This is a genomic window from Sulfurovum iocasae (assembly GCF_047716765.1).
GTDB lineage: Bacteria > Campylobacterota > Campylobacteria > Campylobacterales > Sulfurovaceae > Sulfurovum.
Genome location: NZ_CP180410.1, coordinates 396674 through 422508, shown reverse-complemented (window position 1 = coordinate 422508; position 25835 = coordinate 396674). Strand labels below are relative to the sequence as shown.

The following is a 25835-nucleotide window of genomic DNA, read 5'->3' as shown; positions in this document are numbered from 1 at the left end:
ACACTACTATCTCAAAAGAAGTCAATCAAGGAGCCATAAAGTGTCACTAGCCCTAGCAAGAAAATACCGTCCTGCCACCTTTGATGATCTTATCGGTCAAGAGGCAGTTTCACAAACACTCTCACTTGCACTCGATGGCAACAGACTTTCTCATGCTTACCTTTTTTCTGGGCTCAGAGGAAGTGGAAAAACCTCTACAGCACGTATCTTTGCAAAAGCTTTACTCTGCGAAAATGGTGCTACTTCCCATCCTTGCGGAACATGTACACATTGTATTATGGCTGCAGAGGGTCGTCATATGGATATCATCGAAATGGATGCTGCTTCCAACCGTGGTATAGATGACATTAAAGACCTCATAGAACATACCAAATACAAACCAAGTTCAGCACGTTACAAGATCTTCATCATCGATGAAGTCCATATGCTGACAAACCAAGCCTTTAATGCACTGCTTAAAACACTGGAAGAGCCACCGGATTTTGTTAAGTTCATTTTAGCTACGACTGATCCACTTAAACTACCTGCGACCATCCTTTCACGTACGCAGCATTTCAGATTTAAAAAAATCCCTCAAAACCTTGTACTTAAACACTTGGAACACATACTCAATCTTGAAAATGTCGGGTATGAGGTAGATGCGTTGGACATCATAGCCCGCACAGGTGCAGGCAGTTTAAGAGATTCACTCACTTTGATGGACCAAGCCATCGTCTACTCTAAAAACTTTGTAGATATAGGCACTGTGACAGGGATGCTTGGCATCATTGAACCAAGCCTTTTAGAGACTCTTCTTGGTGACATCATGCTCAAAGACAGTGCAAAAGTCTTAGCATTCATTAAAATGGCATCTGACTATGAAGCAGAGATGATACTTGATGAACTCACTCTTTATCTCAAAGAGTTACTTCTTTCGGGTAATGGCAAACTCAGTCCTATGATCATAGAGCGTTTCTTTAGAGTCATAGCAGAATCAAAAGGCCTGCTTGCACTCGGCAGTGACGGAGAATTTGTTCTTTCTCTTTCTCTGTTTAAAATGATGGAAGCCTTAGAGATCAAAGACATAGACACAATGATACGCGGACTCGAACGTGAGCTTAAAGGTGTTGAAGTAAGTGAGATCATGGTCACTACTCCTGTTCCTGATGTATCTGCTCCTGCAGAAATCATAACCATTACGGAAGAAGAGATCGTAGCAACATTACCTGTTAAAAAAAGTGTAGAAGAAGAAAAGGTTAAAGAAGAAGTATTACAGTATTCGGAACCTATTCATGAAACTATAGTACCCAACATTCAAACACAAGAAGTTCCAGAAGAGATTCTTCAAGAGGAAGTAAAAATAACTGCTCCTCTTTCTGAGAAAACAGAAGATGAAATCCCGCAGGAACGAGAACAAAAAACTGCTTCCCCAGAAGCACCCTCTCAATCCTCAACCCTTAGCACTCAACCCTCACCCAATCCTCATCAAAAAACTTTTGATAGTTTAATCAAAAAAATATACGATCGAAACTACGAGCTAGGTGCATGTTTTGAAAGAAATATTGAATTTGAAAATTTTATGGACAACAAATTGATATGGGGCTCCAGTGCAGAGGGTGATGATAAAAAACAACTTATCACTCACTGGGGTGTCATCAATATGTTTGTCAAAGAGCTTTTTGGTTTCGAAACAAAGATAGTTAACATTCCTAAAAAAAAAATTGACCCTGTAAGCGTAGCTACAAAAGAGTCTTCCATACATGAAGTTCCTGCACACCAGGATGCAGATTCTGGCTCCATGATAGAAGATATTGAAATGAAAAGTTCTTGTATCGCCCCAGATGCAGGAGAGACGGAAGCTGCCAAAGAGAAAGACCCCTCTACATTGCTTGAAGAGCCTATGATCAAAGAGGCCATAGCACTTTTTGATCCTAAAAAAGTAAGAATAAAGCGTAATACTTAACTATAAAATCACACGTCTGTGCCTCTGTCACGGTGAACGCCCTTAAAAGCGAAGCCGATTCGAGAACCGTGACGATTTTTTGCTTCTGCCTACATGGCTACGCTTTGCTCCGACCATTTTGGTTCCAAAGCTGTAAACGACAAGCAGTTGTCGTTTACTTAACGCTTCTCATCTAAAAAAATGAAGAGAGAAGCAACGCCTCAATTTAAATTATGAGGAAATCAAAAAACAACAAAAAAATCCAAATTAATCTACCCAAGCCTGAGTAACAATCTTAGGCTTATCATCATAGATCTTGATCTTCTCAGACCCCACACAACGTCCTTCATCATCAAGTTCAAATACAACCATTTGAAGAAGTGCTTTACACTTATCTGGTACATCAAAGTGTCCTCCAAGTCCTGTAAGAAAACGTTTTATTGGAACTTCAGGGCCCATACCTATCACTCCATCCCGACAGCCTGTTAAGCCAACATCGGTTACATAACAACAACCATCTGTTACCTGCAGATCATCTGTAGCCACATGTGTATGCGTACCAAGTATGGCACTCACATCCTCTTTCAGTATATGTAAGAGTGCTTGTTTTTCACTGCTTGCTTCCGCATGGATATCAAGGATAATATGTTTTATACCTTGTGCTTTAAGGGATTCAACCACTTCTACTATCATAGTAAAAGGATTATCTGCCATAGGCATAGTATAGTGACCCATAAGGTTCAGTATGGCTACCTCTTTACCTAGAAGTGTTGTTTGATATACACCTTTACCTGGTGTGGCTCTAGGGTAATTCATAGGACGGATGAGAGGATAGGTATTGAAGAGATTTAGTATCTCTTTTTTGTCGAAGCTGTGGTTACCGCCGGTCATCATATCGATGCCGTACCCCAGTAACTCTTTACAGTTTTTCTCAGTGAGTCCAAAACCGTGGCTTGCATTTTCATAGTTAGCTATCGTATAGTCTATGAAATGTTCTTGTTTCAGACGCGTAAGATGACGTTTTATCATCAAGCGTCCCGGTTTACCTACAACATCACCAATAAAACCGATTTTCAAGGGTTAACCCTACTTGTTAATTGCTTTACCGGCAAATGGGAGTAAAGCACTCGCCCAAGTCAGTCCACCACCAAAGGTATCAAGAAGCATAAGCTCACCCGTTTGAAGTCTGCCTGACTCATAAATATCATTGAGTGCCATAGGGATAGAGGCTGCTGAAGTGTTTCCGTATTTACCTACAGTCAGTACTACTTGGTCTTCTCTCATTTTCAATGCATCACCCACCGCTTTGATAATACGATAGTTTGCTTGATGCGGAATAAAGTGAGGAATATCTTCTGAATTAATGTTATTTTTTTGCAAGATCTCTTTCACATCTTTTGTCAGTGTCTTCACTGCAAGTTTAAAGGTTTCATTACCTTTCATCTGCACAAAGTTAAGCCCCTCATCGATTACCTTCTGACTTACCGGATAGATAGCACCTGGTGCCGGTGTAACCAGAAAGTCTGCATAAGCTCCATCAGCACTTGCATGCAGATCGATGAAGCCTTCTTCTTTTTTATCCGTAGCAGATATTATCGCCGCACCTGCTCCGTCACCAAAGAGGATACAGGTACTTCTATCGGTATAGTCAACAATTGAGGAGAACTTTTCGGCACCTATGACCAATACGTTCTTTTTCATCCCTGACTCAATAAAGGCTTTTGCTACAGAAAGTAAGTATACAAATCCGCTACAAGCTGCTGAAATATCAAAGGCCTGTACATTACTGATACCTAATTTATTTGATATTATACATGCGGTTGAAGGCATATTAAAATAGTCTGGTGTCACTGTTGCACAGATCACCAGATCGATCTCCTCTTTGGCGATCTCTGATCGACGAATAGCAAGCTCGGCAGCTTTGGTACCCATATCACTGGTATGTTCATCTTCTGCTGCGATACGTCTCTCTTTGATTCCTGTTCGTTTAACGATCCACTCATCGGTCGTGTCAACCATCTTTTCAAGATCTGCATTGCTTAAAATCTTTTCAGGTACATACGCACCGATAGATCTAAATGAAGCATATACTGGTTTTGTTTGTGACATAGTTATCCTTAACTAGGAAATCTAAATAAATCCTATATAAATTATGGTCTATATTTTACCATAAAATTCTAAGGAGAGGTCTAAAAAGTAGGGGGAAGTTAGATTGAGATTATAATTGATAGGCTAAATGCCCATCAACTATTTGTCATTTGTAAGTAGTTCTTCTATTACGCTGTTTACATCAGATTGTGTATAATGAATCGCTTGGAAGATAGCATTTTTTATTGCTTTTGGACTTGAGGCTCCATGGCTGATAATAGCACAACCGTTTATACCAAGAAGCGGCGCTCCGCCATATTCATCTTTGTCCACTTGTTTTTTCATATTTACAAACACTTTTTTTCTCATCATAAATGCACCGATCTTTGCAGGTAACGATTTACGAATATATTGTTTCATCAGATCAAAAACCGTTGTAACAACACCTTCACTTGTTTTAAGCAGGATATTACCCGTAAATCCATCACACACTACAACATTGACAGTACCATTGAAAATATCTTTTCCTTCGACATTTCCAACAAAACCATCAAGCTCTTTTAAAAGTCCAAAAGCCTCTTTTGTCAATGCATTACCTTTACTCTCTTCAGAGCCGTTAGACAAAAGCCCTACACGAGGAGATCTTACATTTAAGACTTTTTGAACATAAGCTTCACCCATTGCACCAAATTCATAAAGATTTTGAGGTGTACAGTCTGTAACAGCCCCTACATCAAGAACCAAAGTTTTTGTTTCTGTAATACTTGGCATAAGTGTAGCAAGTGCCGGTTTTGAAATATGAGGGAGTCTACCTATACGAAGGGTTGCCAATGTCATTGTAGCACCACTATGTCCTGCAGAGAGTACAGCATCAGCTTCTTTATTGCGTACAAGCTCAACTGCTTTATAGATAGATGACTCTTTACGTTTAAGTGCATTCGTTGCCTGGTCACTCATAGAGATAACATCTGATGATTCTACGATTTGAACTTTGTCAATGTAATATTGGGGAAGTAGAGAGAGTATCTCGGTTTTATCGCCTACTAAAATAGGGAGGAATTTTTTACTTTCAAGTGCTTGAACCACACCTTCAATAATGGGTTCAGGACCAAAGTCCCCACCCATAGCGTCAATCGCAATTTTGATCATGGATTACGCTTTAGTTGTTTTGTACTCACCAGTAGTCATATTCATGTGGTGAGGCATTCTCCATGTTCCATCTGCATCTTTTACCGGCATTGGTAATGTCAACTTGTAGTGTGTTCTTCTTTTCGCTGCTCTTGTGTGACTCACACGTCTTTTAGGTACTGCCATTTTATGTCCTTTATTACAATTTTATTTAATATTCCACTTCAAAATCTTCATCATTATCACTGCACGCATCGCAGTAATGATAAGCACTTTTAAGTGTATTAATCTCGCTCTGTAGTATGTACGAAATATCTATTTCGCCATCTAAAAACTCAATTATATCTAAATCATCTTTATCTTCAGATACTTGATCGCTTAGTTTCAGTTTCAGTTTGTTGTCCAGTTCATAGTCAAATGTGTCTCCACATCTGTCACATGACAACTCAATACTACCACTTATCTGTGCGTCTAAAGTTACTTGATGATAACCGCTTTTCTGTAAAGTTCCTTCCAGACAAACACCTTCCAAATCTACTTTAAAAGGTTTAGCTGTAGAACCTATTTTGTCAAATACCATTTTCATAAGGAACTCCCTTAGATAAGGTGTTTAGTTGATTTCTCTTTGTGCAAAAAAGAAGTTAATTTCAATTGTTGCATTTTCAACAGAATCACTTCCATGAACTGCATTTGCATCGATACTGTCTGCAAAGTCAGCTCTGATAGTACCAGCTTCAGCTTCTTTAGGATTCGTTGCACCCATAAGATCTCTGTTTTTAGCCATTGCATTTTCACCTTCAAGTACAGTTACAACAACTGGACCAGAGATCATGAAGTCTACAAGATCTTTAAAGAAAGGTCTTTCAGCATGGATAGCATAAAATGCTTCAGCATCTACTCTTGAAAGTCTGATTTTTTTAGTTGCTGCAATTCTAAGATTTGCTGCTTCAAATCTTGCAAGAATCTGTCCTACAACGTTTTTAGCTACTGCATCTGGTTTGATAATTGATAATGTTTGTTCCATACTTATATTCCTAAGCGATTATTTACTTCATGAGAAGTATTCGGGCGGCATTATACCCAAAAGAATATAAAATATTTATTAAAAAAAGAGATAGATAGAATAAGAAAGGTTTGTCAGGCAAAAGCCTGACAAGGAAGGGTTAGTCTTCGATTACAGGTGTGCCTTTAGCACCTCTGTTTTCCATTGCAGGCATACCGTCTACAACGTCAGCCCATTCAATACAACCTTCAGTTGGACATGCTTCAGCACAAGCTGGTACATCATGGTGATCTACACACTCGACACATTTGTCTGCATATACGTAATAAATCTCTTCACCCGTTGGGTTATCATCCTCATCTACGATTGCTTCTACTGGACATTCGTCAATACATGCCGCACAATTGATACAAGTATCATTAATATATACTGCCATTTATTCTCCTTAAATTGAATATGCTCAAACTATATCAAAAGATTTTTAAGAAATCCTTTAATATTTTGATAAATTGGGTAAATTAGGTAAAACAAAGCAAATCCCTACATAGTAGAGATTCACTAGTTGATAATGACTCTTTTTATTGAGCCTCTGTTTATAGAACTAAAGTCCTAAAAATTGTTTGATATCGTCTACTTTATCTGTTTTTTCCCAGCTGAACTCCACATCTTCTCTACCAAAGTGACCATATGATGCCGTTTTGCGATAGATAGGTCGTAAAAGGTCTAAGGCTTCCATGATCCCTTTAGGTGTAAGGTCAAAAAGGGCCTCTACACATGCTGTGATCTTATCTTCATCTACCGTAGCAGTACCATGCGTATCTACATAGATAGAAACCGGCTTAGATACACCTATGGCATAAGCTATTTGCAGTGTAGCTTTATCACACGCACCTGAAGCAACAAGATTTTTTGCTACATGTCTTGCAGCATAGGCAGCTGAACGGTCTACTTTGGTAGGATCTTTTCCTGAGAATGCTCCACCTCCGTGCGGACAGGAACCACCATAAGTATCTACGATGATCTTACGCCCGGTAAGTCCGGCATCCCCTTGAGGACCGCCGATAACAAAACGACCCGTCGGGTTGATGTGATACTTGATCTCATCACTCATCAACTCCACAGGAATAACCGCTTTGATAACCTCTTCAAGTACCGCTTTTTGTACCTGTTCAAGTGTTACTTCCGGATGGTGTTGCGTTGAGACAACGATGGTGTCAATAGAAACAGGTTTACCGTCTACATATTTAACCGATACTTGTGCTTTACCATCTGGACGTAAAAACGGGACAGTACCATTTTTACGCACTTCTGCAAGTTTTGCTGTGATCTTATGTGCCAAAGAGATAGGTAAAGGCATCAACTCTTTCGTCTCATTACATGCATAACCGAACATAAGTCCCTGGTCACCTGCACCGATCTCACCTGAAGCCTGATCAACACCCTGGTTGATGTCCGGACTCTGCTCACCTACGCCATTCAGTACACCTGCAGATCTATAGTCAAAACCATAGCTTGCATCGGTGTAACCTATCTCTCTTACTACCTCTCTGGCAATCTCTTGCATCGGTGCATATGCATGTGTTTTAAGTTCTCCTGCAATAACACAAAAACCATTACTCAATAACGTCTCACAAGCCACTCTAGCCTGTGGATCTCGTTCGATAATATAATCTAATATCGCATCAGAGATCTGATCAGCCATTTTATCTGGGTGACCCTCGGTTACCGATTCACTTGTAAAAATGTATTCGTTAGCCATTTTTAGTTCCTTGAAAATATTTGTTCACTGTCACTGAACTTGAAAAAATATCTCATAAAGATACTTTTTCAAATCCCGTAGGGTCGGCTTACCGACCATTGAATTCCATGATTTTTAGTGGTCGGTAAACCGACCCTACATAATTCTCTTTACCAATTGTTCAGGTAGAATCCCCAAACTCTCTTCCACCAATTTTGTATTACCATGCGTAATAAATGCATCATCATACTCAAATGAGGTTAACGATATATCTTGTATCTTCTTTTGGCTTAAAAATTCAAGTATGGCTGAACCTACACCACCTTGTGCTGCAGAGTCGGAAAAGACAAACCATTTTTTATAGTCACTGCTTAATTTGACAAGCATCTCTTCATCTAATGGTTTTACAAAACGTAGATCTAAAATAGCTACTTTTTTATCTAATAGTTTTGCTGTCTGCTCTGCTCGTCCTACACCGTTTCCATATCCAATGAAGAGAATCTCTTCCCCCTCTTGAAGTAAAACAGATTTTCCTAACTCATAAGCAGGACTTTCACGATCTTCAGCACTAAAAGCACCTCTAGGGTATCTAAAGGCACAAGGGTGATCATACTCTTTGGCAAATGCCATAGCAAGTTTCATTGTTGTTTCATTATAGGGTGCAAGCAGAGTCATATTGGGGATAGCACGTAGAAAGGAGATATCAAAAGCCCCTTGATGCGTCTCACCATCTTCACCTACGATCCCTGCCCTGTCTATAGCAAAGGCCACACCAAGATCCATCAAAGCAATATCGTGGATCACTTGATCATATCCTCTTTGCAAAAATGTAGAGTAGATCGTACAAAATGGTTTAAATCCCTCTTTGGCCAAAGGTCCCATAGAGGTAACTGCATGTTGTTCCGCGATGGCAACATCCCAAAAACGTTCAGGGTATTTTTCCATTACCGCAGACATTCCTGTTCCACTTGGCATAGCTGCAGTTACACCTACCACTTTTTCATCTTCATCTGCCAACTCCACCAAGGTATCAGAAAAAATAGCTGTTGCAGCTTTAGCACCATTTTTTTTAGGAACCTCACCTGTTTTCAAATCAAAAGCACTCACACCATGCCAATGCTCTTTAGTCCCCTCAGCGATCTCATACCCTTTACCTTTAGTGGTTTGTGCATGAATAATGACCGGTTTACCCAGCTCTTTTGCCACTTCCATTGTTTCAATAAGTGACTCGATATCATGTCCATCCACAGGACCTATATACTCTATACCCATCTCTTCAAATAAAATGCCTGGCGTAATAAGCTTAAATGACTCTTCAAACCTTTTTGCCATATAGGTTGCACCCTCTGGAAAATGCTCAAGCACTTTTTCTACTTTACCTTTGAACTTCTGATAAAAAGAGCCTGCCATGGTCTGAGAAAGTAGCTTAGAGATAGCACCTATTGGTTTAGCAATACTCATTTCATTATCATTAAGTATGATGATCACCGGGTATTTTCTATCTCCCAGTTCATTCATCGCCTCATATACCATCCCTGCACTCATACTTCCATCACCGATGAACGCTACGGGAATTCTATCTTCACCTTTGAGTGCAATGGCTTTAGCTGCACCAACTGCAAGTGAAATAGAGGTAGAGCTATGCCCTGCAACATAGTAATCATACTTGGACTCACTTGGCTTTGTATAACCACAGATCCCATCAAACTGACGTAAAGTATCGAAATTGTCCCAGCGGTCTGTAAGTAGCTTATGCGCATAGGCTTGATGGCTGACATCAAAGATAAAAGGGTCTTTGTTCACATCAAAAACCTTATGCATCGCTACGATAAGATCTGTCGCTCCCATAGTTGAACTCAAGTGTCCACCATTTTGACTTACGGTATCCAATATTTTTTGTCTGATATCTTCTGCTAAAGTATTGAGCTCTTCTATAGTATGTGATCGTATATTCATCATTTTGCTTATCTCTTTTTCATGTATGCGTTTATAAGTTTTTTTGTAAAAGCGATATGTTCATCATCATACGCTAGCCCTAACTCTTTTGCAAGTGATTTCAACTCTTTTTTACTCACAGGTTCAGAGGATACAGTCTCTGTATCATTTGCAGTAAAATCCTGTAAAACAAAAGGTGTCACTTCTACTTCATTCGCTTTTACCACTTCTACTTTTTTCAAGCAATAACCTCTTTAAAATGTTTAAAAAAGATGTCATTCTGTTTTTGTGTTCCAATGGTAATGCGCACTGCATTCATCCCATAAGAAGCCAAATTACGAATGATCACACCTCTTTGAAGCAGTGCATCTGAAATCTTTGTTGAATTCAATGTCTCATCAAACAGATAGGTAATAAAGTTTGTATAACTATCAATGTATTCTAAAGCATTTTCATCTGCAAAAGTTTCATAACGTTTGATCTGCTCCTGGTGAAGTGTGATAGATTCTTCCACAAAACTTTCATCTTTGCATGCTTCTATGGCTACTGCCAAAGAGAGTGTAGAGATATTGAATGGAGGTCTCATCTTAGTAAGTTCCTCTATAAGTTCTACTTGTGCAATGCCATATCCTACCCGCATGCCACCTAAACCGTGTGCTTTGGAAAAGGTACCCAGATAGATCACATTTTCATAACCCAACAGATCATTTGGTGTGATGGCATACTTCGCATCTTTTGCCGAAGCATACTCCATATAGGCACCATCTACAACGATGATCGCATCTTTGTGCATTGCCTTTATCATAGCCAGAACTTCTTCTTTACTTGTAGCATCACCCGTAGGATTGTTCGGTGTACAAATATAGACGATCTTTGGTTTACGCATATGGAACGCTTCCATGAACTCATCATACTTATGTTCATAGCTGGCTGTACGAAGAACTTTCGCACCCATCTGTTTCGCATAAATTTCATACATAGCAAATGTCACTGCAGACATAAGTACTGAAGAGTTTTCATCCAACACTGCACGTGAAATAAATTCAATGACCTGATCAGACCCTGCACCGATGATGATGTTCTTGTCTGTTACATTGAACTTGCTACTCAACGCGGCTTTGAGTTCGAACATACTGTCATCAGGATAAAGATGGGCAATGTCAGCATTAGATCTGATCACTTTCGCTATAGCAGGATTTGTACCTATGGGATTTTCATTTGAAGCAAGTTTCACTACATCTTCAGGAGCGATACCAAATTCACGTACCACAAGCTCTATAGGCTTACCCGCCTCATACGTTTTAATATCTCTAAGTACTTTATTAAATTTTATCATTTATTTCTCCTTCAAAAGAAGCAAAGCTCCTTTTAAATTCCTCTCACTTTGGGATAAAGCCTTATGCAAGAGTTATCATATATTTTTTATTTATTTTAAATATCATCGGTCTCTTTAACATAAGAGCCCAATACTTTTATTTCATCTTTATGTTTCTCTAAAATAGGTTGAATAGCTGTATCATCTTTATGACCATTAAACTCTAAAAAGAAAATAGATTTACCTTCTACAATATGTGATTTTATTTTTGTCAAATTGACATTTGCTTTTTCAAAATCATTTAGAAAATCCACCAAAGAACCCGGTTCATTTGAGAGTCTTGCAAGTATTGATGTCTTGTCAGCACCTGAAGGCTGGTTTTCAAAGTTAGAGATGATGAAAAACCGTGTTTTATTATTGGTATCATCTTCAACATTCTCAAAACGGATCGGAAGATTGTTTATCTTGGCTGCCACAGAAGGACAAAGTGCTGCTGCATCTTTATCTTCCCGTGCCAATTTTGCCGCTTTGGCTGTAGACTCTACAGGAATATGTTCTATCTCATCAAGTCCAAGATCCTGCAAAAATTTCCTGCACTGTCCAAAAGCAATATCTCTGGAATAAATTCTCTTTAATGTTTTGATATCTTCATTGACCGTTGCAAAGGCAAGATGCACATTCACCACTACTTCAGCGATGATCTTAAGATCATATTCATCCAGACAATTGATCGTATCGGTCACGATACCGTTCGAAGAGTTCTCTATAGGAATCACACCAAATTTTGCTGTACCCTTTTCAACCTCTCTAAAAATACCTGGAATAGAACCAATAGGCAGATACGCACTCAATGCACCAAACTTACTCTCTGCTGCCTGATGGGTAAAGCTGGCTTCAGGTCCAAGGTATGCTACCGCCTCAGGAAGTTCAAGATTTCTGGCTACTGCAAACATTTCCAGGAAAAGTGCATCTATCGCAAGATCCGTAAGCTTACCATTTGCTTGTACATTTTGACTTTTCAGACGATTTAAAATGGATTGCTCACGTTCAGGACGGTAAATAGGTGCACCCGTAGTGTTTTTCACTTCACCTACTTGATGCACAAGTTCCATACGCTCATTGTAGAGTTTTAAAAGTGTGTTATCAATAGTATCAATCTTTACTCGCAACTCATCCAATGTCATATTCTTACCTTTATCTTTTTTGCTTTACTTTTCTAAATACTCAAGCTCTAAGCGCACTTGATCTTCATAAGTTTCACGTTTACGAATAAGTCTATCTTTCCCACCCTGCAATGCAACCTCTGCACTTTTTGCACGGGTATTATAGTTACTTGCCATAGTGAACCCATATGCACCTGCAGAATGTACTACAATAAGATCATTATGCTTAAGAGGAGGGAGAAGCACATCTTTACCAAAGAAGTCACCACTTTCACAAACTGGTCCTACCACATCGGCTGGTGTTTTTTTCGCATCCGCATCTATACCTACTGCCTCTATCTTATGATAAGCATTATAAAGACTTGGTCTTATCAAGTCATTCATCGCACCATCTACGATGACAAAACGTTTACTGTCATTTACTTTTTCATACAGTACTTTGGTAAAAAATGCACCCGCATTAGCGACCATATAACGCCCCGGTTCACATAACAGTGTGACATCAAGCCCTTTAGTTGTTTCAAAAATAGCTTGTGTATATGCTTCTGCAGAGATTGTCACTTCGTCATCATACACCACACCTATCCCACCACCTACATCAAAGAACTTAATGTCTATTTTGATCGCTTTGAGTGAACGTACCAAGTCTGCCACGATCCCACACGCTTCTTTTATAGGGTCAAGATTTATTAACTGTGAACCAATGTGGAAGTGGATACCTACAGGATTGAGGAACTCTGATTTATTCGCATAAATATACATGCGTTTAGCCATATCTATCTCTACACCAAATTTACTTTCATGTAGTCCTGTTGAGATATAAGGATGTGTTTGCGGATCGATATTTGGGTTTACACGTATAGAAATACGTGCCTCTTTACCAAGCTCTTTAGCCATCATCTCCACACGTTTCATTTCTGCTTCACTCTCAAGATTAATCAGTAGAATATCGTATTCAAGTGCTAAACGTATCTCATCATCACGCTTCCCTACACCTGAGAAGATGATCTTATATTTACTTACACCTGCATCAAGAGCACGTTGCACCTCACCGATACTTACACAGTCAGCACCACTGCCAAGCTTAGCCAAGTGTGCGATCACAGAGAGATTGGAGTTTGCTTTTACTGCATAATTTATAAGAGACTTTTTCCCTGCAAAAGCATCTTTAAGCGTGTTATATCTATTTTCAATATAATCAAAATCATAAATATACAATGGCGTACCATATTTCTGAGCCAATGCTTTATAATCAATATTCATTTATCCAATCCTAATCTGTATCTATTTTAGGGTGATTTTATCTAAAAGTTAATTAAAAGGCGGATTTTAAAGCTATATGGGGCTTAAGCTATACTCTTTTCATCTGTGCTATACACATATATCGCGTATAGCCATAAAAGTACAATAGGTAAAATAGCAGTAAATTCAGGGCGTAAAACACCATTTGAACCCATCTGGTTCAAGCCAAACAGAATACCCCAGATCACAAAGGTTGCGCCTAATGAAAGTGCTATTACTGATCCAATATTCATCATTCTGGCATGAAAAGGCAACTTAAAAAAGAGAATAAGTAAAAGGGCGATAGCAAAGAGTGGGACGACTATTTTATTGTACAGAGCTGCTCGAATTTTATCTGAATTCAGATTTTGCTTGTTAAGCAGTTTCCATGTGTTGAATGCATCAATAATATTAAGTGCTTTACCCTCGTAGAGTGACTCGATGATCTTAGGCTTATACCCTTGAAGTGTTTTGATACTCTCTTTGTGCTCTATGGTATAGTTTTCTAATTCACCCTCTTCGTTATAGACATGTGTTTTAAGTATAGCATTTCGTGCGTCCCATTCGTTGCCGTCAAATATGGCGATTGGAGCATGGATAGTGTAACGAACCTGATAGCCTTCAACTTTAAAAATAGTGATATCTTCTATCTTTTTTTCTACCGGGTCAAGGTTTTTGATATAGACGAAAGTATCATTATATTTAAAGAAAAGGTCGTTGACATCATAAGCATGAAGTTCATTTTCAAGTAAAATTTCTGCCTTGTCTTTAGCATAAGAGAACTCAGTTGTATGCAAGAAAGTAAAGATAGCATAGGTAACAGATGCCACTGCCAACAAGGGAATAAAAAGCCTCTTTTTGTTATACCCAAAAGCATGCAACGCACCCATGGTATTATTTTTCACCAGAGAAAGTTTTGTCATGATCACGGCAAATACGATTGCTAAAGGATAAAGCAATCCAAGTGCCTCTTGCCACATATAAAAGATATAGAGTATTTGGTAATTACTTGATACATTAAGTTTTTGTACATGCTGAAAATAATCGATCACTGCAAAAGCAAAAGAGAGACCAAATAAAATAGCTAGCAGATTTTTAATATATAGTTTTGATATATACCTAAAATGTAAGGAGGGAGAAATGAGACTCATATTGACAATCCTTCTATAGTCTTTAAACTATATTTTGATTTGACTACATTTAACTCTTCACTTACTAGTAATTTACAAGCCTCAGCTACATGTGCAATCAGTTTATCTAGTACTTTAGCCTCTTCATCAGAAAAATTATGCAGAACATAATCAGATACTTGTGATTTATGTTCTGGTTTTCCTACCCCTACTCTTACACGCAGGTATTCTTTAGTGATATATGTATCAATGGACCTAAGTCCATTATGTCCACCATGTCCACCACCCTTTTTAAAACGCACCGCACCAAATGGAAGATCGATATCATCATGAATTACAATGATCTCATCCAGTTCTACTTTATAAAAATGTTTAACTGCCTGCAGACTTTTACCGGAAAGATTCATAAATGTTGTGGGTTTTAAAAAAAGTGAATTGGAAGCGCGATTGAGCTTACCTTGAAAAGAAGTTTTGGAAATGTCTCGGGCAGAAGAGTTATCAACAAGTTTGTCGATGACCCTAAAGCCGATATTGTGTCGTGTGTTTTCGTACTGTGATCCCGGATTACCTAGACCTACGAAAAGTGTCATGACTTTTTATTTAGCTTTAATTACACCACAGATAGCAACATTTTCTCTATCCATCATTTTACAGTTTGCCGGTGCTTCAACATCTCTGACAAGAATAGACTGGTCTCTGTCAAGCGGTTCAACATCAAGATCAAAGTTTGCAGGCATATCTTCGATAGTCCCTCTTAGTTTTAATCTTTTTTTAGACATAACAAGTACACCTTTGTTTTTAAGACCTACTGGTGTTCCATGTGTAATTACAGGTACAAGGAAGTTTGTAACTTGACCTGGAACTGCTACTCTTAGATCTACGTGAGTTACATCACCGTTTACCGGGTGTAGTTGATACTCTTGGATAAATACATTGATCTCTTTATCACCAACTTTAACTGGGAATGCAAGTGCTTCTTTATTTCTTATAGTTCTTACAAATTCACCACGTTTAAATGCAGCATTGATATTTTCAACACCATGCGCATAAATATTAGCGATTAGATAACCATCTCTTTTAAGCTGCTTTGCATTACGCTTACCGATACTCTCTCTAACGATACCTTCTAACATATTTTGTCCTTAAATTTAAAATAGGAACGGATTATATCGAAAAAAGTTTAAATTAATCTTGCCTGCATGGCTACGCTTCGCTCCGCACCCCAAGGGCATTTCCTCCCAAGGTCAGGGCACCATTTCGGTTCCATCAGTATAAACGTGAAACTTTTCACGTTTACTTAACCCTCCTCATCCTTAAACTCAAATATATCTACTTCCTTTTCAGCAGCATGTTCATCAACAAGGGCACCTTTTCCGACACCTTGCATTTTGAGTTTCATATCTGCTGGGTTTGTTGCATACTCCAATGCTATTTTATCAGTGATCTCTCCTCTACGTAAAATATCTAGAAGTGCCTGATCAAAAGTTTGTGTACCGTAGATCTCTTTACCCTCAAAAAGTGCATCGGGGATCTCTGCATCACGGTTCTCTGCTATAAGCTGTTCTATTCTGGCTGTTTTTTTAAGTACCTCTATCCCAGCAACCCTTCCACCTTTTTTTGTTGGAATGAGTCTTTGTGAGATAACCCCTTCAAGTACAGAAGCTAAAGACATACGAATACGGTTTTGCTCCTCATTTCCAAACATACCAACGATCCTGTCGATCGTCTCTTTTGCATCCAATGTATGCAGTGTTGAAAATACAAGGTGACCCGTGTTTGCAGCATGCAGCGCAATATCGATCGTCTCAAGATCCCTCATTTCCCCAACCAGGATAATATCAGGATCTTCCCTCAAGGCTGCTCTAAGTGCATCTGAGAAGGAGTGTGCATCTTGTCCTATACCTCTTTGGTTAACCAAACATCCTCTGTCTTTATGAACAAACTCGATAGGATCTTCTACTGTAATAATATGTTTTTTCTGCTCTCTGTTTATCTTATCGATCATAGCAGCCAAGGTGGTAGATTTACCCGAACCCGTAACACCCGTAACAAGTACAAGCCCCCGTTGTATATCGGTAAAAGTTTTAAGCACTTCTGGGAGGTTAAGCTCATCAAGCGTTAAGATCTTCACAGGAATGATACGGAAAACTGCACTCAACCCATCCATCTGATAAAAGAAATTCACACGAAACCTGTTTTCTTCACCCAATACATAAGAGAAATCCAGGTTTCGATCATTGATCAGTTTCTCATACTGGTCTTTGGTAGTGATCTCACGTGCAAGTTTATCAACCATCTCTGCACTCAATTCATCTTTTCCAAGTACTTTCAATACACCATGAATACGTACTCTTACTTGAGAACCTGATTTAATGTGAAGGTCAGACCCTTCATTACTGATCATAGTTCGCAGATAAAGTTTAAGTTTTTCTTCCATGTCACTTCCTTTCTGGCAGGTTTTATTTATTTAATAGATTCAAGACTCTCTAGCATCTCTTTAAATGCCTGTTCAAATGCTTCCAATCCATCTTTGAGTAAAGAGGCATATATCTCATCCATATTAAAACCACTATCTGCCAGTTTTATAAAATAGCCATTGATCTCACTCTCTTCTATAGGTAGCTTTAGCATTAATCCTTTACTATTCACAAAAGATTCTATGGTAGCCAAAGGGGCAGTATTGACAGAACGTGATGCTAAGAGTTCTCTCATATAATAATCTGCTGCCAACTCATCACCCTTGACACCTGTACTTGCAAAAAGTGTACGTATACTTGGTGTATGATTTTTTTCGATAAGATTATAGATCTTGGCAGCATTATAAATACCTGTTCTAGATACATCTATACCTTCTTGTGCCAGGTCTGCATCAAGTAATCTGTCAAAACGACTCACAAAAACAGAGATGACCGCATCTACCCTTCCCCCACCATCTGCTTCAAAACTATCTAGCCCTTTTGTCATCGCTTTAAGACATTTTTGTGCTTGTTTAGGAGAGAAGATCAGTGTTGCATTTACAGAGATACCTGTATCTAATAGTTCTGTCATTGCAGCATATCCAGCTTCAGTTGCAGGTACTTTTACCATCACATTAGGCTCACCTATTGCTGCAAAGAGTCTTTTCCCCTCTGCTATGGTACCTTCTGTGTCATTGGAAAGAAAAGGGTCAACTTCTATAGAGATATAGCCATCATTCCCCTCGGAATAAGAGGATCTTAATGCTTGTGCAGCAGTACGTATATCCTCGATAGCCAATGCTTCATATTTCTCTTTGGCACTTTTCCCTGCCAAACTTTCCAACTGCTCTTTGTATGCAGGGGAAGTAGTGATCGCTGAAGCAAAGATAGATGGATTGCTCGTTGCCCCATTGATCGTACCATTTTCTATCAGTTTTGAAAACTCATTTTTAAGATAATCTCTCTCCACAAAGTCCAACCATAAAGAGAACCCTATATCTCTATTTACCATCTTTTATATCCTTGTTTAATAATACAACTAGTCGTATGAGCCAACTGCTGAAATTGACATAGTGTCAACGTAGTTTTTTGGGCTTTGCTCAAAAAGCGTTATTTATCAATATATGTCCATTTAAAATGATGCCAATCTCCCAAGTCACTAGGCTTCTGCAAGGCAACATCCAGTTCATCCAGGAACGTATCCCTCTGAACTATTTGTGCTCCCAACCCTATCATGTGGTCTGTTTTCATCTGGCAATCTATAAAATCATAACCTTTCGCGCCTAAAACATCACTTAGTGCTTTAAAAGCTACTTTCGAAGCATCTGCCACCAAAGAGAACATCGACTCGCCAAAAAAAGCTTTTCCCATCGCAATACCATACAGTCCACCTACAAGTTTCCCCTCTTTATAGACTTCAACACTATGGGCATACCCCTCTTCATGAAGCTCTATAAAAGCTTCTTGTATCTCTTCTACTATCCATGTATGATCCTGCCCGTCTCTGGGAACCATTGCACAATGTTTAATGACATTTGAAAATTCTTTATCAAAAGTAACCGTAAACTTACCGCTACGCAATACCCTGCGAAAAGATTTACGCACACGAAATTTGTCAGGGTAAAGTAAAAGTCGTGGGTTGGGTGACCACCAGAGTATAGGATCACCAGGATTGTACCAAGGAAAAATACCTTGACGGTAAGCAGCACGCAGTCTAGGGGAACGGAGATCTCCACCATAAGCCAGAAGTCCTTCATCTGAAGCATTTCTAGGGTCAGGAAATATATATGAGTAGCTACTCAGTGGAGGAATAAGATATTCCTCCTCATCGAACATAGAAGCCAATTATCTTCCTTCAAATGAAAAATTTAATTTCTCATTTTCATAACCCACTTTTACAGAACCACCTTTTTTAAGTTTCCCAAAAAGTATCTCATCCGTAAGTGCTTCTTTCACTTTTCCATCTATAACACGAGCGATGTGCCTTGCACCATAACGCTCATCATATCCTTCATTGGCTAGGTACTCTTTGGCTTTTTTACTCAGTTTGACTTTCACTTTTTTAGATTTAAGTAAAAGATTCAATTTATCCAACTCTCTATCGACGATAGTAATAAGTGCATCTAAACCAAGTGCATTAAACTCTATGGTAGCACTCAAACGGTTTCTAAACTCTGGAGAAAAGAAAGCTTGGAGTGCTTTGTCTGTTTTCATAGAGTTATCTTTGTTAAAGCCCATGACATTGGCCTCTTTTGTACCTATGTTAGACGTCATGATGAGTATAACATTTTTAAAATCACTGACCACACCATTGTTATCTGTAAGCTTCGCTCCATCCATCACTTGAAGTAAGATGTTCATGATATCAGGATGTGCCTTTTCTATCTCATCAAGAAGCAGTACTGTATGAGGATGTTTTTTGATCATCTCAGTAAGTAGTCCACCCTGCTCATACCCTACATACCCTGGAGGTGCACCTACCAAACGGCTGATAGTGTGGGCTTCCATGTACTCACTCATATCGATACGTTCAAAGTGTACATGCATCGTCTCTGCCAGTTGTATGGCAAGTGCTGTTTTCCCCACACCTGTCGGTCCTACGAAGAGGAATGATCCTATAGGTCTATTATCTGCATTGAGTCCTGCATACGAACGTTTAATGGCAGTTGACAATGCACTTATAGCTTCATCCTGTCCGATGATATGTGAAGCCAGATCTTTCTGGAGTGTTTGAAGCTTTTTCGTATCATCTGTTCCAATAACTGTAGAAGGAAGTTTCATGATCTTTGCTACACTCTCTTCGATATCTTTAGGTTTTACCGTAATACCTTCTTGCCCTCTAAGCATAAAGTGTGCACCAACCTCATCGATGATATCCATCGCTTTATCCGGTAAAAATCTATCATGCAAATACTTCACAGATAGATCGATCGCAGTCTGAAGTGCTGCATCTGTGAAGCTGATATTATGATAATCCTCATACTTATGCTTTACACCCTGTAAAATGATCATCGTATCTTCTTTGCTTGGCTCTTCCACATCGATTTTTGCAAATCTTCTACTAAGTGCTTTGTCTTTATCAAAAAAGTTTCTATACTCTGCGTAGGTTGTCGCACCGATACACTTCAAATCTCCACGAGCCAATGCAGGTTTCAGTAAGTTGGATGCATCCATACTTCCACCGCTTGTAGCTCCTGCACCTACCATGGTATGGATCTCATCAATGAACAAAATAGCATCATCCATTGCACTCAATTCAGAGATAATACCTTTAAGACGCTTCTCAAAGTCACCTCTGTACTTCGTTCCTGCAACCAATGCACCCATATCAAGAGCAAATACTTTGGCATCTTTAAGGATATCAGGCACTTCACCCTCAGAGATCTTAAGTGCAAGTCCCTCAGCAATGGCTGTTTTTCCTACCCCTGGTTCTCCTACAAGTAAGGGATTATTTTTCTTACGACGACATAGTGTCTGCATCACACGTTCTATCTCATCAATTCGTCCAACAACCGGATCTATCTTACCTGTTTGGGCCAGTGCCACAAGTTCCATAGTGAACTTATCTAAAAATGTCTCTTCTTTCTTTTTCTCTTTTGCATCAACTTGCGTTGCCGTATCATGGTGAGAGATAACTTCTAACACATCCACACGGGCAATACCCTCTTTTTTCATCAAATACACCGCGTAAGAATGCTCTTGCATAAAGATAGCTGCTATCATATCTCCTATACTGGCTTCTGTTCTTCCTGAGCTATGGATATGTGTCATCATATCATTAATGGCACGAGAGAGAGCTACTGTCTCAAAAGGTTCTACCGCTTCTTTAAGAGAAGGGATAGTCTTGTTAATATGCTCGATAATACCCTCTTCGAGCAGTTCAAGGTTTGCATTCAGTACAGAAAGTATCTCTACCCCTTCTTCACTTCTCACCACAGATAAAAATACATGTTCTACCGTCAAGTATTCATGTCTATTTTCTTTGGCATATCCTACAGCTTTTTTAAATACATCATTTAATGCAATACTTATCATTTATTTATCCTTTACGAATCTTCTTCAATCGTCGCAAGTAATGGAAATTCATTTTGTTTTGCTTTCTGCTTTACTTGCTGTGCTTTGGTTTGTGCTATCTCGAAGCTGTACACTCCACAGATGGCTTTGTCTTTTTCATGTATCTGTAGCATGATCTGTTCTGCTTGCGCATGTGTCTTATGAAAGATACCAATGAGTACTTCAACTACAAAATCCATACTTGTATAGTCATCATTGTGTAGTAACACTTTAAACATTTGTGGTTCTTGCAACTCTAAGGCTAGATCAAATTCTTCTTCAAACTTTGGCATATTATGTTAAAATCCTAATTCATATATTTATAATTTATATATACTATTATACAAAATTTTTGGAGAAATGCAAGTGCAGTCACTTTTTATCACCGCTACCGGTACCAATGTAGGTAAAACGTACACTACTTTAAAGCTCATCGAAGCCTTTGCCTCACGAGGTCTGAAAGTAGGTGTATTTAAACCCATTGAAACTGGCGTCACCGACACACTACCTGATGCTAGTCTACTCTTAAAAGCTTGCCGGAAGGTAAACAAGAACTTCAAAGACCTTACACCACAAGATATCACAGCCTATACTTTCCCCCTCCCCGCAGCCCCGTTTTGTGCAGATATAAACAAAGAGATAGTCATAGACAAGATCATAGAAAAATACCATGAACTCGCACAACTCTGTGACATCCTTTTGGTTGAAGGTGCAGGGGGGCTCCTCGTTCCCATCACGAAAGATTTCATGATGATAGACTTGGCACAAAAACTAAGATCAAAAGTACTTCTGGTTACTCCTAGCCGTTTAGGCTGTATCAACGATACTCTGCTCTCGCAAGAAGCATTAAAGTCTCGTAATATTGAGTTTGATTGGTGTGTAAATTTGTTTGAGGATAAAGAGGATTTTTCTGAAGTAACGAAGCCTTTTTATGATGAAATATTTCCTGAGTGGTGGGGTGTTAGAGAAGGAATACAAAGTTTTATTAGCAGCTATTAGCTATAATCACATAATTATTACCGTACTAGCTAAGGATACTCATGCAACACCTGGTAGACACAAACAACTTTTCAGAGGAACAGATAGCACAACTGCTTCATGATGCCAAAACATTTAAAGCAAATCGTCCTTCTCAACTCCTAAGAGATAAACTTCTCATCACTCTTTTCTTTGAAGCTTCAACACGTACACGTTCTTCGTTTGAAGTGGCAGCAAAAAGACTGGGAGCTGCAGTGGTACATCTTGATCCCTCTAAAAGCTCTAGTAGTAAAGGTGAGTCTTTGGAAGACACTTTTGCAAATCTTTGCGCTATGGAGCCTGATGGCGTTATCATCCGTCACTCGGAAAATGAGACACCACAAATGCTCGCAGATATGCAGATGACCTCTGTTATCAACGCAGGTGCGGGCAACTATGCACATCCTACACAGGCACTGCTTGACCTCTTTACTTTAGTTGAGTATTTTGATGGTGACATTAAGGGCAAAACCATAGCTATAGTAGGTGACATTGTAAGTTCTCGTGTAGCAAGTTCCGGTATTCGCTTATTTACACGTATGGGAATGAATGTCATCCTGGTAGCACCTAAACCTTTTATGCCACAAAGTGATCTTCCTCAGTACGAAAATCTTGATGATATCCTGGATAAAGTAGATGTGATCATGAGTCTCAGGGCACAGCTCGAGCGTCATGATACTCCTCATTTTGATGACTATGATGAATATGCAAAACACTACTGCATAGACCATAAACGTTTAGGAGATAGAAATATTTTGGTGCTTCACCCCGGTCCGGTAATGAGGAACATTGATATCTCTGATGAGATGCTTGATGATCCTCGCTGTAAAGTTCTCGAACAAGTGAAAAATGGTGTTTATATGCGTATGGCTATATTAAAGTTATTATTATTAGACTCTTAAAATAGATATGGCTTTGTCACTGAGCACTGAGTGTGCCGATATGAAGGCGTGCACATTGCGAAGCAACACGCCGTAATAGTGTAGCACACTTACGAAGTGACGATTTTTTGCCTACTTTTTTCTAAAAAAAGTAGAGATAGAAGCTAGGGTATAAAATGAATTGGCTTAACAAAGAAAATGGTTTTTCCAAGATAAACAAACTTGCAAAAAACCGTACTCCCTTTCTTTTTATCACCTCTTTTGATCAGCAAAAGATCTTTGCAAAGCCACTTGATGAGCTTGATGATGACATCTTCTATAAGTTGAAAGATTGGCGTAATTATCCTGTTGAAAAACGTAGTAAAGATTTTACTTTTTCTAAATCTCCTGTTGACTTTTCTCTCTACAAAAAAGCCCTGGATGAAATACTGGAAGAGATACGTTCAGGAAACACCTATCTTTTAAATCTCACATTTAAAACACCCATTGAGACGAACTATAGCCTCAAAGAGATCTTCACTTACGCAAGAGCCAAGTTCAAGCTCTATTTTAAAGATGAGTTCATCTGCTTTTCCCCTGAACGTTTTGTAGAGATAGAAGAAAATACCATCGCTACCTACCCCATGAAAGGGACAATAGATGCGAACTTACCTCATGCCAAAGAGACTATCTTGACCAATGAAAAAGAGATGGCTGAACATGTGATGATAGTAGATCTTATGCGTAACGATCTGGGGATAATCGGTTCAGAGGTGGAAGTAGAGAAGTTTCGTTATGTGGAGAAGATAAAAGCAGGGAAAAAAGAACTTCTGCAAGTCAGTTCCAAGATCACAGCAAAACTACCTTTTGACTGGAAAAACAACTTAGGTACATTACTAAAGCAAATCCTCCCTGCCGGCTCCATCTCCGGTACACCTAAAAAGAGTACTGTAAACATCATCAACCATGTAGAAGATTATGATAGAGGATTTTATACGGGGATATTTGGTGTCTTTGACGGTGAAACTCTACGTTCCGGTGTTATGATACGTTTCATCGAGAAAGAAGAGAACAGTCTCGTCTACAAAAGTGGTGGTGGGATCACCATAGACTCTGATGCCAAAAGTGAGTATGAAGAGTTGATAGATAAAATTTATTTGCCATTTTGATAAAATTTGTGTAAACTCTTTATAATATTCTATAAAGGTTCCCTATGTCTAGACTATTTTCAAGTATTATCTTTTCTCTTTTCTTACTCTTTCAAACCACATCCCTAGCAGAGGAAGATACCCCAGACACAAATGTAGAGGAGCAGGAAGCTCAAACAGAAGAGAGTGAAGCACCTGAAGATACAGAATCTACAGAACAAGAATCCCAACCAGAAGCAAGTCAAGAAGAAAAAGTTGAAACTGAAGAGATTGAAGAGGAAGTTGAAACTGAAGAGATTGAAGAGGAAGAAGCACCTTCTGAAGCAGAGTTAGAAGCACAAAGAGCAGAAGAGGCTGAGATAAAAGAAGCTGAGGCAGCAGAAAGAGCCGCAGAGGAGTAAGTCTTTAACGTATTGCGCACCCTCTTTCCTCTCTATGTTTCCACTGATACTTTTTATCTTCAACTACTCTAGAAAAATATAGTTTTCCAGAGTTTCTCCACGGATCGACAAGGATACCATTTGGTATGGATCCGTTTTTTGCGACAACCACCAAAGCATTATGTTCAAAAAAATACTCCCCTATATTTGCTCCCACTAAATGAAACTCAAAATGAGGGTATTTTTTTTGTAAAAGATGCACATAGAGTGCATCACTCCAATGATAACAAAGTCCTTTCTCACGTATACCAATATTGACTAAAGAATTATGAAATAGTGGGGGAGAAGTAAGTTCAAACTCTTTTGTGAGCTTCTGCGTTTTATGAAAAATATCCTGAGAAAGATGCATCACTTCATCTTGAGGGATACTCTTATCCAATGACTGTAACAGTTTAGAGAGTTGTGCCGTACGCATCTCAGAGGGGAGAGGAGGAGTAACAACACATCCTACCAATAAAAAAGATAAGAGTAATACCTTAAAGAAGTGCTTGAACATATTGGGTAGGGAGGTATGAGCCAATAGCGATCATGAGTAACACCATTGCAATACTATATACCAAAATCCATTTTGGATTTTTGGAGAGTACAAATCCACCGATAAACCCTACCAAAAGTCCAGCTACATGTGCAGAGACATCAACTGAAGGTATGGAGAACCCTATCACAAGGTTGATCCCAATAATGATGGTAAAATCTTTCATAAATGCTTTGGTATGTTCCTGGATCTTCTCTCTATGCGCCAAGAAAAATCCGGCCAAGGCACCAAAAACACCAAAGATAGCACCAGAAGCTCCTATACCTACACTTACAGGATGTATATACAGCGATACTAGTCCACCTAAAAGACCAGAGAAAAGATAAATGCTTAAGTAGGACTTCGTATCAAAGTATATCTCTGCTCCACGCCCTATGAGATAAAGCGAAAACATATTCATCAATAAGTGTGTCATACCGGCATGTAAGAACATCGCAGTAAAAAGCCGCCACCATTCACCTTTAAGTACCGTGATCGGTCCATATAATGCACCCATGTCTACAAGGGTTTGTATGTCCATATCTATGATGTCTTGGCTAAAGAGTGCAGAGAAGATATAAACGATGAGATTGAGAACGATGAGACTATAAGTGATCTTATATTTTTGAAATTCACTCATAAATA

The 25835-nt window shown here is 38.9% G+C and carries 28 protein-coding genes; 5 read left to right on the top strand and 23 right to left on the bottom strand.

All coding sequences use genetic code 11. The features are described 5' to 3' along the window. Nucleotides 1-40: 40 nt before the first annotated feature. Nucleotides 41-1942 (top strand): DNA polymerase III subunit gamma/tau, encoded by a 1902-nt coding sequence (locus ACLHDG_RS02180; protein ID WP_415407354.1) that lies wholly within the window; start codon nt 41-43, stop codon nt 1940-1942. A 246-nt stretch (nt 1943-2188) separates the two neighbouring features. On the opposite strand, the gene ACLHDG_RS02175 is transcribed toward ACLHDG_RS02180, so the two are convergent. From ACLHDG_RS02175 to ACLHDG_RS02075, 21 genes are all read right to left on the bottom strand, one after another. Next, nucleotides 2189-2998 (bottom strand): TIGR00282 family metallophosphoesterase, encoded by an 810-nt coding sequence (locus ACLHDG_RS02175; RefSeq protein WP_415407353.1) that lies wholly within the window; start codon nt 2996-2998, stop codon nt 2189-2191. Nucleotides 2999-3007: 9 nt separating this feature from the next. Beyond that, nucleotides 3008-4030: a beta-ketoacyl-ACP synthase III gene (locus ACLHDG_RS02170; RefSeq protein ID WP_415407352.1), complete on the bottom strand. Its 1023-nt coding sequence runs from the start codon at nt 4028-4030 to the stop codon at nt 3008-3010. Nucleotides 4031-4168: 138 nt separating this feature from the next. Beyond that, nucleotides 4169-5158 (bottom strand): phosphate acyltransferase PlsX, encoded by a 990-nt coding sequence (gene plsX / locus ACLHDG_RS02165; protein ID WP_415407351.1) that lies wholly within the window; start codon nt 5156-5158, stop codon nt 4169-4171. 3 nt (nt 5159-5161) lie between these two features. Next, nucleotides 5162-5323 (bottom strand): 50S ribosomal protein L32, encoded by a 162-nt coding sequence (rpmF, locus tag ACLHDG_RS02160; protein ID WP_012083812.1) that lies wholly within the window; start codon nt 5321-5323, stop codon nt 5162-5164. A gap of 25 nt (nt 5324-5348) precedes the next feature. After that, nucleotides 5349-5723 (bottom strand): YceD family protein, encoded by a 375-nt coding sequence (locus ACLHDG_RS02155; protein WP_415407350.1) that lies wholly within the window; start codon nt 5721-5723, stop codon nt 5349-5351. A gap of 24 nt (nt 5724-5747) precedes the next feature. Then, on the bottom strand, nt 5748-6161 hold the full coding sequence (gene ndk / locus ACLHDG_RS02150; protein ID WP_415407349.1) for a nucleoside-diphosphate kinase: 414 nt from the start codon (nt 6159-6161) through the stop codon (nt 5748-5750). 139 nt (nt 6162-6300) lie between these two features. Beyond that, nucleotides 6301-6576, bottom strand: a complete 276-nt coding sequence (locus tag ACLHDG_RS02145) for a 4Fe-4S dicluster domain-containing protein (protein WP_415407348.1) — start codon at nt 6574-6576, stop codon at nt 6301-6303. Nucleotides 6577-6741: 165 nt separating this feature from the next. Beyond that, nucleotides 6742-7899 carry a methionine adenosyltransferase gene (gene metK, locus ACLHDG_RS02140; RefSeq protein ID WP_415407347.1) on the bottom strand — a complete coding sequence of 386 codons (1158 nt, stop codon included), beginning with the start codon at nt 7897-7899 and terminating at the stop codon, nt 6742-6744. A 135-nt stretch (nt 7900-8034) separates the two neighbouring features. Beyond that, on the bottom strand, nt 8035-9834 hold the full coding sequence (gene dxs, locus ACLHDG_RS02135; protein ID WP_415408318.1) for a 1-deoxy-D-xylulose-5-phosphate synthase: 1800 nt from the start codon (nt 9832-9834) through the stop codon (nt 8035-8037). Nucleotides 9835-9842: 8 nt separating this feature from the next. Then, a complete protein-coding gene (locus tag ACLHDG_RS02130) occupies nt 9843-10055 on the bottom strand; it encodes a hypothetical protein (RefSeq protein ID WP_415407346.1) in 213 nt (70 codons plus the stop codon). Further along, nucleotides 10052-11146 carry a histidinol-phosphate transaminase gene (hisC, locus tag ACLHDG_RS02125; protein ID WP_415408317.1) on the bottom strand — a complete coding sequence of 365 codons (1095 nt, stop codon included), beginning with the start codon at nt 11144-11146 and terminating at the stop codon, nt 10052-10054. The genes ACLHDG_RS02130 and hisC overlap by 4 nt, the downstream gene beginning before the upstream one ends. 98 nt (nt 11147-11244) lie before the next feature. Beyond that, nucleotides 11245-12312 carry a chorismate mutase gene (gene pheA, locus ACLHDG_RS02120; protein ID WP_415407345.1) on the bottom strand — a complete coding sequence of 356 codons (1068 nt, stop codon included), beginning with the start codon at nt 12310-12312 and terminating at the stop codon, nt 11245-11247. A gap of 24 nt (nt 12313-12336) precedes the next feature. Continuing rightward, nucleotides 12337-13554: a diaminopimelate decarboxylase gene (gene lysA / locus ACLHDG_RS02115; protein WP_415407344.1), complete on the bottom strand. Its 1218-nt coding sequence runs from the start codon at nt 13552-13554 to the stop codon at nt 12337-12339. 83 nt (nt 13555-13637) lie between these two features. Beyond that, nucleotides 13638-14723: an LptF/LptG family permease gene (locus ACLHDG_RS02110; protein WP_415407343.1), complete on the bottom strand. Its 1086-nt coding sequence runs from the start codon at nt 14721-14723 to the stop codon at nt 13638-13640. Beyond that, a complete protein-coding gene (gene pth / locus ACLHDG_RS02105; protein WP_415407342.1) occupies nt 14720-15292 on the bottom strand; it encodes an aminoacyl-tRNA hydrolase in 573 nt (190 codons plus the stop codon). Before pth ends, ACLHDG_RS02110 begins: the two co-directional genes overlap by 4 nt. A gap of 6 nt (nt 15293-15298) precedes the next feature. Beyond that, nucleotides 15299-15835: a 50S ribosomal protein L25/general stress protein Ctc gene (locus ACLHDG_RS02100; RefSeq protein WP_415407341.1), complete on the bottom strand. Its 537-nt coding sequence runs from the start codon at nt 15833-15835 to the stop codon at nt 15299-15301. 164 nt (nt 15836-15999) lie between these two features. Beyond that, the gene (locus ACLHDG_RS02095) at nt 16000-17139 is read right to left on the bottom strand and encodes a type IV pilus twitching motility protein PilT (RefSeq protein ID WP_415407340.1); all 1140 of its coding nucleotides are present in this window, start codon (nt 17137-17139) and stop codon (nt 16000-16002) included. 26 nt (nt 17140-17165) lie between these two features. Then, nucleotides 17166-18170, bottom strand: coding sequence for a transaldolase (locus ACLHDG_RS02090; RefSeq protein ID WP_415407339.1), 1005 nt, complete (start codon nt 18168-18170; stop codon nt 17166-17168). 98 nt (nt 18171-18268) lie between these two features. Further along, a complete protein-coding gene (gene aat / locus ACLHDG_RS02085) occupies nt 18269-19003 on the bottom strand; it encodes a leucyl/phenylalanyl-tRNA--protein transferase (protein ID WP_415407338.1) in 735 nt (244 codons plus the stop codon). Further along, nucleotides 19004-21193, bottom strand: a complete 2190-nt coding sequence (gene clpA, locus ACLHDG_RS02080; RefSeq protein ID WP_415407337.1) for an ATP-dependent Clp protease ATP-binding subunit ClpA — start codon at nt 21191-21193, stop codon at nt 19004-19006. It abuts the gene before it with no gap. A gap of 11 nt (nt 21194-21204) precedes the next feature. Further along, the gene (locus ACLHDG_RS02075; protein ID WP_415407336.1) at nt 21205-21504 is read right to left on the bottom strand and encodes an ATP-dependent Clp protease adaptor ClpS; all 300 of its coding nucleotides are present in this window, start codon (nt 21502-21504) and stop codon (nt 21205-21207) included. Between the two features lie 67 nt (nt 21505-21571). Here ACLHDG_RS02075 and bioD point away from each other — a divergent pair, with 67 nt between their 5' ends. The 4 genes from bioD (at nt 21572) to ACLHDG_RS02055 (ending at nt 24637) form a co-directional block, all read left to right on the top strand. Continuing rightward, nucleotides 21572-22210, top strand: a complete 639-nt coding sequence (gene bioD, locus ACLHDG_RS02070) for a dethiobiotin synthase (protein WP_415407335.1) — start codon at nt 21572-21574, stop codon at nt 22208-22210. 41 nt (nt 22211-22251) lie between these two features. Then, complete coding sequence (locus ACLHDG_RS02065; RefSeq protein WP_415407334.1) at nt 22252-23130, top strand: aspartate carbamoyltransferase catalytic subunit; 879 nt, start codon at nt 22252-22254, stop codon at nt 23128-23130. A gap of 155 nt (nt 23131-23285) precedes the next feature. After that, the gene (locus tag ACLHDG_RS02060) at nt 23286-24257 is read left to right on the top strand and encodes an aminodeoxychorismate synthase component I (RefSeq protein ID WP_415407333.1); all 972 of its coding nucleotides are present in this window, start codon (nt 23286-23288) and stop codon (nt 24255-24257) included. Between the two features lie 44 nt (nt 24258-24301). Continuing rightward, nucleotides 24302-24637, top strand: coding sequence for a hypothetical protein (locus ACLHDG_RS02055; RefSeq protein WP_415407332.1), 336 nt, complete (start codon nt 24302-24304; stop codon nt 24635-24637). A 4-nt stretch (nt 24638-24641) separates the two neighbouring features. Here the strand turns inward: ACLHDG_RS02055 and ACLHDG_RS02050 are convergent, their stop codons facing one another. Both ACLHDG_RS02050 and ACLHDG_RS02045 read right to left on the bottom strand, forming a co-directional pair. After that, a complete protein-coding gene (locus ACLHDG_RS02050) occupies nt 24642-25130 on the bottom strand; it encodes a hypothetical protein (protein WP_415407331.1) in 489 nt (162 codons plus the stop codon). 22 nt (nt 25131-25152) lie between these two features. Continuing rightward, nucleotides 25153-25830 (bottom strand): rhomboid family intramembrane serine protease, encoded by a 678-nt coding sequence (locus ACLHDG_RS02045; protein ID WP_415407330.1) that lies wholly within the window; start codon nt 25828-25830, stop codon nt 25153-25155. Nucleotides 25831-25835 lie beyond the last annotated feature (5 nt).

What these genes read in the sequence shown, in the direction of transcription:
- ACLHDG_RS02110 (WP_415407343.1), bottom strand. Translation starts at nt 14,723, where the DNA reads ATGAGTCTCATTTCTCCCTCCTTACATTTTAGGTATATATCAAAACTA.
- ACLHDG_RS02065 (WP_415407334.1), top strand. Translation starts at nt 22,252, where the DNA reads ATGCAACACCTGGTAGACACAAACAACTTTTCAGAGGAACAGATAGCA.
- ACLHDG_RS02090 (WP_415407339.1), bottom strand. Translation starts at nt 18,170, where the DNA reads ATGGTAAATAGAGATATAGGGTTCTCTTTATGGTTGGACTTTGTGGAG.
- bioD (WP_415407335.1), top strand. Translation starts at nt 21,572, where the DNA reads ATGCAAGTGCAGTCACTTTTTATCACCGCTACCGGTACCAATGTAGGT.
- pth (WP_415407342.1), bottom strand. Translation starts at nt 15,292, where the DNA reads ATGACACTTTTCGTAGGTCTAGGTAATCCGGGATCACAGTACGAAAAC.
- ACLHDG_RS02075 (WP_415407336.1), bottom strand. Translation starts at nt 21,504, where the DNA reads ATGCCAAAGTTTGAAGAAGAATTTGATCTAGCCTTAGAGTTGCAAGAA.
- ACLHDG_RS02095 (WP_415407340.1), bottom strand. Translation starts at nt 17,139, where the DNA reads ATGGAAGAAAAACTTAAACTTTATCTGCGAACTATGATCAGTAATGAA.
- lysA (WP_415407344.1), bottom strand. Translation starts at nt 13,554, where the DNA reads ATGAATATTGATTATAAAGCATTGGCTCAGAAATATGGTACGCCATTG.
- ACLHDG_RS02045 (WP_415407330.1), bottom strand. Translation starts at nt 25,830, where the DNA reads ATGAGTGAATTTCAAAAATATAAGATCACTTATAGTCTCATCGTTCTC.
- ACLHDG_RS02170 (WP_415407352.1), bottom strand. Translation starts at nt 4,030, where the DNA reads ATGTCACAAACAAAACCAGTATATGCTTCATTTAGATCTATCGGTGCG.
- ACLHDG_RS02055 (WP_415407332.1), top strand. Translation starts at nt 24,302, where the DNA reads ATGTCTAGACTATTTTCAAGTATTATCTTTTCTCTTTTCTTACTCTTT.
- pheA (WP_415407345.1), bottom strand. Translation starts at nt 12,312, where the DNA reads ATGACATTGGATGAGTTGCGAGTAAAGATTGATACTATTGATAACACA.
- rpmF (WP_012083812.1), bottom strand. Translation starts at nt 5,323, where the DNA reads ATGGCAGTACCTAAAAGACGTGTGAGTCACACAAGAGCAGCGAAAAGA.
- dxs (WP_415408318.1), bottom strand. Translation starts at nt 9,834, where the DNA reads ATGAATATACGATCACATACTATAGAAGAGCTCAATACTTTAGCAGAA.
- ACLHDG_RS02145 (WP_415407348.1), bottom strand. Translation starts at nt 6,576, where the DNA reads ATGGCAGTATATATTAATGATACTTGTATCAATTGTGCGGCATGTATT.
- ndk (WP_415407349.1), bottom strand. Translation starts at nt 6,161, where the DNA reads ATGGAACAAACATTATCAATTATCAAACCAGATGCAGTAGCTAAAAAC.
- metK (WP_415407347.1), bottom strand. Translation starts at nt 7,899, where the DNA reads ATGGCTAACGAATACATTTTTACAAGTGAATCGGTAACCGAGGGTCAC.
- ACLHDG_RS02100 (WP_415407341.1), bottom strand. Translation starts at nt 15,835, where the DNA reads ATGTTAGAAGGTATCGTTAGAGAGAGTATCGGTAAGCGTAATGCAAAG.
- plsX (WP_415407351.1), bottom strand. Translation starts at nt 5,158, where the DNA reads ATGATCAAAATTGCGATTGACGCTATGGGTGGGGACTTTGGTCCTGAA.
- ACLHDG_RS02155 (WP_415407350.1), bottom strand. Translation starts at nt 5,723, where the DNA reads ATGAAAATGGTATTTGACAAAATAGGTTCTACAGCTAAACCTTTTAAA.
- clpA (WP_415407337.1), bottom strand. Translation starts at nt 21,193, where the DNA reads ATGATAAGTATTGCATTAAATGATGTATTTAAAAAAGCTGTAGGATAT.
- ACLHDG_RS02060 (WP_415407333.1), top strand. Translation starts at nt 23,286, where the DNA reads ATGAATTGGCTTAACAAAGAAAATGGTTTTTCCAAGATAAACAAACTT.